The organism is Verrucomicrobiota bacterium (assembly GCA_016871535.1).
In the GTDB taxonomy this organism is placed as follows: Bacteria; Verrucomicrobiota; Verrucomicrobiia; order Limisphaerales; family SIBE01; genus VHCZ01.
In genome coordinates, this window is the sequence record VHCZ01000350.1 from 1 (window position 1) to 5,362 (window position 5,362).

General features: G+C 63.1%; 3 protein-coding genes. All 3 read right to left on the reverse strand.

Features of this window, described 5'->3' with window-relative positions:
- Positions 1-54: 54 nt before the first annotated feature.
- Positions 55-2,490 (reverse strand): hypothetical protein, encoded by a 2,436-nt coding sequence (locus FJ398_25740; protein MBM3841293.1) that lies wholly within the window; start codon positions 2,488-2,490, stop codon positions 55-57.
- Positions 2,487-3,977 carry a DUF58 domain-containing protein gene (locus FJ398_25745; protein ID MBM3841294.1) on the reverse strand — a complete coding sequence of 497 codons (1,491 nt, stop codon included), beginning with the start codon at positions 3,975-3,977 and terminating at the stop codon, positions 2,487-2,489. The genes FJ398_25740 and FJ398_25745 overlap by 4 nt, the downstream gene beginning before the upstream one ends.
- 165 nt (positions 3,978-4,142) lie before the next feature.
- Positions 4,143-5,132 (reverse strand): MoxR family ATPase, encoded by a 990-nt coding sequence (locus FJ398_25750; GenBank protein MBM3841295.1) that lies wholly within the window; start codon positions 5,130-5,132, stop codon positions 4,143-4,145.
- Positions 5,133-5,362: the final 230 nt, after the last annotated feature.

Genomic DNA, 5,362 nt, shown 5'->3' on the forward strand with positions numbered 1-5,362 from the left:
CGGCGCAACCCGAAGGGCGGCAGTTCTTTTTCGCCAGACTTCGTTGCTTGCTCCTTACAGATCCACTTCGGGATATGCTCGTCGCTCGCGCCTCGTCTGGCCGAAAAATCCCTTGCCGCGAACGTGAGCGTATTTATGAAATGGACCACTTAGCCATCGTTCGACGGCGTGCTGGAGCGCATCCCGCTGTTGCGGATTGAGGCCGACGGGATCGAAACGCAGACGATAGTGCCATTTCAACAAGGGCTGCAATTCGGAGACGGCGGGTGAGGCGGCAAGATCAATTCTGCTCAACCATCCGGACAAGGTTTCGCTGAGCCGCCGCGCCAGTCCTTGCTCAGCCAGCTTGCGTTCGATCAGGTAAAATTCCGAATCCAGCCCCGGCCAGAGCTGGGGCGCCGATCGTTTGGCCCCGGTCTGCGGCGTGCGCTTCCATTGTTTCCTCGCCAGCAAACGCCAGCCCGCCAGCACCAGCAAAGGGATGATTAACCAGACCAAGTATTGTTTCCAGCCGCTTTTGCCCCAGCGCCATTCCCCGATCGCGAATCGGAGCCAGGACCACGCATCGGAGATCCATTGCCAGGGCGTGGCGCGGGCCGCCTCGATTTCGCTCCAACCCGCGGGTGTGGCATCGATCTCCCGCCACGCGCCGCTCACCCAGGCCAGACACCACGCATGGGCGTGGCGTTCGCGCACGACCCACTGCCGTCCGCGCCGTTCCTGGACTGAATAGCCTACGGCATACCGCGCTGGAATGCCCGCCTGACGCAACAGCAGCGTCGTGGCCGTGGCGAAGTATTCGCAGTGACCGGAGCGGTTCTTCAGCAGAAACGCCGCGAGCGGTGTTGAATCAACAGGTAGGGCGAGCCCGTCCCGGCGAGCCGTCAATCCGTTTGGCAGGCGATGATTGTTCGGCTCAGCAAGGACGCTTCGCCCTACCTTCCTTGAATCGCCCTCAAGCCAGGTCGAGTAACGGAATTCGCGCGAGAAAAAGCCTGCGACCGTCCGCAAAGTCTCTTCGGGTGCCAGGCCTTTCAAATTCAATTCCTCAGCGACTCGTCTGATGGCGAATTGCTCGGCCGGTGGAACGTCAATATCCTCCGCGTCCGGCGCGCTGTCGATGGATGCTCCCGGACCGTAGGCCGCGCGAAACCGGGCAAAGCCGGGGCCGGACGACATGCGGACCGCGCCCAGCCGGTTGGTCTCCATCACGAAGGCGGGCAAATCCTCCAGGCGCCCGGCGCCCTGGGGCAGCGCGAGCAAACCCGCGCCGCCTGGAAAAAGAGTCGCGATCGTGGCTTCGCGCTTTGGGAGTTTGCCGCGCAGCAGCCGCCACGAGGTTTCATCGTGATCGGGAAGAAAGTTTGCGAACTCACGTCTCGTCGCGGTCCAGTGTGGAGACTTGAACTGGGTGTAGCTCGCTTCGCGCACGAGTTCCGGCGGCGGCTGGCCATCCGTTTCAACTCGCAGCACGATGCGGCCCGAAAGTTTCAGCCGGCCGATTTCGCCCAGCATGGTGCGGGTTTCTCTGGGATCGAAATTTCTTCCGCTGGCGAAACGCGCGACCAACGTGCTCTCGAATCGCTGGACCGCGCTGCGAACCCAAAGCAAACCCTGCAAGCCCGCCAGCCCCAGAAGAATCGTCAGCAGCGAGCACGCGCTCCAGTTCAGCGCGGAGACGCGACGCGGGCGGGCCGCCCACAACGCCCAGCCCATCAGCAGCATCAGGCCGGCCGGAAACCGGAATGTGCGATCGTTGGCGGCGCTCGCGGCGAGCAAGCACACCGCGAAGAACGGCCAGAGGACGTTGAGGCCGGAGCCAGCGTGTCGCGCAGACTCCCCGTCTAACCGTGTCGATCGACTATTCTGGACTGCGGTGGCAGAGCGCAGCGGCGACACCGCTTTTGGATCCGGTGTCAAAGCGGCGTGGCGCTTCGCTTGCCGCCGCAGTCCAAAAGCTTGGGTAGCGGCCCCGTCACGCTGCGCTGCGATTCGTCGTTGCCGCCGGAGCCACCACGAGAAGGTGCTCCAGTCCATGCGGTCGCGCTCGCCGAACGCTTGCGCGAGCGCGATGGGCAGGAACGTCAGAGGCAGCCATTGGAAAAACAGGAGCACCGAGCGCGCGCCCTTGTTCAGCGCTTCGCTGCGTTCAGCCAGCGAGCTGTCTCCGACCAGCGTCCCCACGGCGTGGAGGCCGTCGTTGGACGCGAACGCGAAAATCGCCACGCCAAAGAACAGCGCCACGCAAAAGTTCCAGAGGCGGTCGAGGTCGCCTTGCGAAAAATCCCAGCGCACGCGAACCCAGCGCGAGCTTTCCAGCAGCAGCGCCGCGAGCGCGCCCAGCCAAGGCAAACCGGTTTGCCAGCCCCAGAAGAGCAGCGTCGCTCCAAGTAACAGTCCAGGAGGCTTCATGAAAGGGACCGCGGTCGCCGGAGGAATTGCGCGCGGGGAACAGCAGGGACTGCCGCAGTCCAAAAACTGGCGGTTCATGTCAAGCTCCCTTCTATCTCCTGCAACCCTTCCGCAATTTTCCCCACGGTGAGGACGTGGAAACCGTCCGTCGCTTCCTCGGCGTCTCCTGTCCGCACTTTCTCAGCCTGGTTCGCCGCGACCACCACCAGCACGAGCACCGGCAAATCCAGCGCCTTCAGTTGCCGGACGAGCTCGCGCCGGGGCTCATCCCAATCGAGAAACACAGCGATGCAGCCACAGACCTCGCGTGCGTGCTGGAGGACTAAATTTTGCAGCGCGCGGAACGGCTTTTCCCGGCACGGTTGCACGGCAGCGAGGATTTCCAAAGCCTGTTCCATGTGGCTCAACCCGCGACCGACCGTAAAGCGCACCGCCTGCGAGCCAACGAACATCAAGTCGAGCAGCGATTCCTGCGTGTCGATCGCGCAGGCAAACGACGCCGCGACCGACACGGCTTCTTCAAAGGCCGCGGTTTGCTCCGGCGCGGCAAACGCGTCGAGAATCAAAGCATGCCGGACGAAGAATTCGTCCTGGAATTCCCGCACAATCGGACGGCCCGTGCGCGCCCAACTGCGCCAGTGAATGTGCCGCATCGGATCGCCAGGCCGATAATCGCGCAGCGAGACAAATTCATCCGACTCCCCGATGGCGGAGGCGAGCGCGACGCCGCCGTGCTGATATTTGCGCGCGCCCGGCAGCGCCAGCGCAGGCACCGAATAGCGCCGAGGCAAGACGAGCAGCGTTTGCGTCTGCGGCACACGCACGAATCCGCGGAACAAACCAAAGGGATCCGTTCGCGCCACGGTCACGCCCGTGAACCGCAGCGGGCCGCGCCGAAGCGGCGTTAGCTCCACTTCAGCCTCGCTCTGCCCATGCGCGGGCAGATCCGGCAACGGCGTGGCTTTCACCGTGGCTTGCCGGATATTCAGAGGAAGCGAATGGGAAAGGGGGAGAGCGCGTTTGGAAAATGCCTTTTGGGTGGAACAGGCCACTGGCCTGTTGCGGCGGGCTGCTAGGCTGCCGCAATTTTCGGCGGCAGGTTGCCGCCGAAAACGGGCTAGGAGCCCGTTCCACCCATTTTCAAAACGCGCGAGCCGGAAACTGCGTCCGTACGCAGCGCCTCGCTGCATCGAGGCGAACTCAGCCAGCGTCGGACGCGGATCGGCTAACTCTTCCAGCAACTCCAGTCCCCGAAATCCATTTGCCGCGCGGTTCCGAATTCGGACGGGATAAACCACGGGTTCTCCCACGGTCGCATAGCGCGGCAACTCGCGTTGAACTGCAAATTTGCCCTGGTAGAAAAGCGCGCAGCCGATGGCAACAGCGAGGAGGCTCAGCGCGAGCACGAAGACCTCAAACGCCACTGACTGATCCATGTCCACGCCGATGGCCGCGCTGAAGAAAAGTGAAATCAGCACGATCACCCCCGCCGGAGTGAAGTGCCGCGACAGCCAGTAATTCAGCCCGGTCAGCGCGCGATAGACGCGATAAGCAAACCGAGTCATGTTACACAAGACTGGGGACCGCACGCGCCTTCGCGTGCAGTGGTCGGCGCCCCGCCGGCCACATTCTTCTGTCTGAAAAAACGGTCATTTGATGAGATGGTTTCCCCGACGCTCCGACCGGCGAGGCGCCGGTCGGAACACGCGAGGGCGCGTGTGCTCCCCGTCTCACGCCGGCACGGGAATTTTGTTCAGAATCTCGTTTACGATCTTTTGGGCCGTCACGCCGGAGAACTTCGCTTGCGGCTCCAGTCCGAGCCGATGCGCCATCACCGGCACGGCGATTTCCTGAATTTGATCCGGCGTCACGAAATCGAGACCGTCGAACAACGCCAGCGCCTGCGCCGCTTTCATCAAGGCGATTGACGCGCGCGGGCTGGCGCCGAGCTGCACCCCGCCCGCGCTCCGCGTCGCGCCGGTCAGGTCCACGATGTAACGTTTCAATTCGTCGCTGATGCGCACGTCTTTGACCGCGGCTTTGAGCTCGAGCAAGTCGGCGGCCGAGACGCACGGCGCGAGGCGGTCGAGCGGATGGTCGTCCGTCTGCGCCGAGAGGATCGCCACTTCTTCTTCGGGCGCGACGTAGCCCAGCGTCAGTTGCATCGCGAACCGGTCCATCTGCGCTTCGGGCAACGGATACGTCCCGCGAAACTCAACCGGGTTTTGCGTGGCGATGACGAAGAAGAGCGGCGGGAGCCGGCGCCGTTCGCCATCCAGGCTGACCTGGCCTTCGCCCATCGCTTCCAGCAGCGCGGATTGCGTGCGCGGCGACGCGCGGTTGATTTCGTCCGCGAGCAGAATGTTGGTGAAAACGGGCCCTTCATGGAACTGAAACAGTTGCGCACCCTGGTTGTAGATCGACACGCCCAGGATGTCCGAAGGCAGGAGGTCCGGCGTGAATTGAATGCGTTTGAATCGGGCGTCGATGGATCGCGCCAGAGCCTTGGCCAGCGTGGTTTTGCCGGTGCCGGGAAAATCTTCCAGCAAGACGTGCCCGTCGCTCGCCAGCGCCGCGAGCAGCTTGCGCAGCGTGCCCGTCTGGCCCTGGATCACTTGTTCGATGTTGCCGAGCAGTTGCCGGAACACGTCTTTGGGGGTCAGCGGAGCAATTGAACGGGCGGGCTTCGAATCAACCGAACTCACGGCGGGCGCAATCATCACATTAGTTGGACACCGGAAACGGGGAATCGTTTCGATTCTGTCCCTCGATGACGAGAAGCAATTCGGGTGGGATAGGGGTAGGGATGACACACGAGCGTCACCCCTCCCTCCGAACCGGACGGGCGGATTTCCCGCATCCGGCTCTCCGGTTGATGGGGTCTCGACGAGAGAGAGCGCACCTTTCGTGCGGTCTCCAAGGCCGCCTTCCGTTCAACAGTCTCAACCAA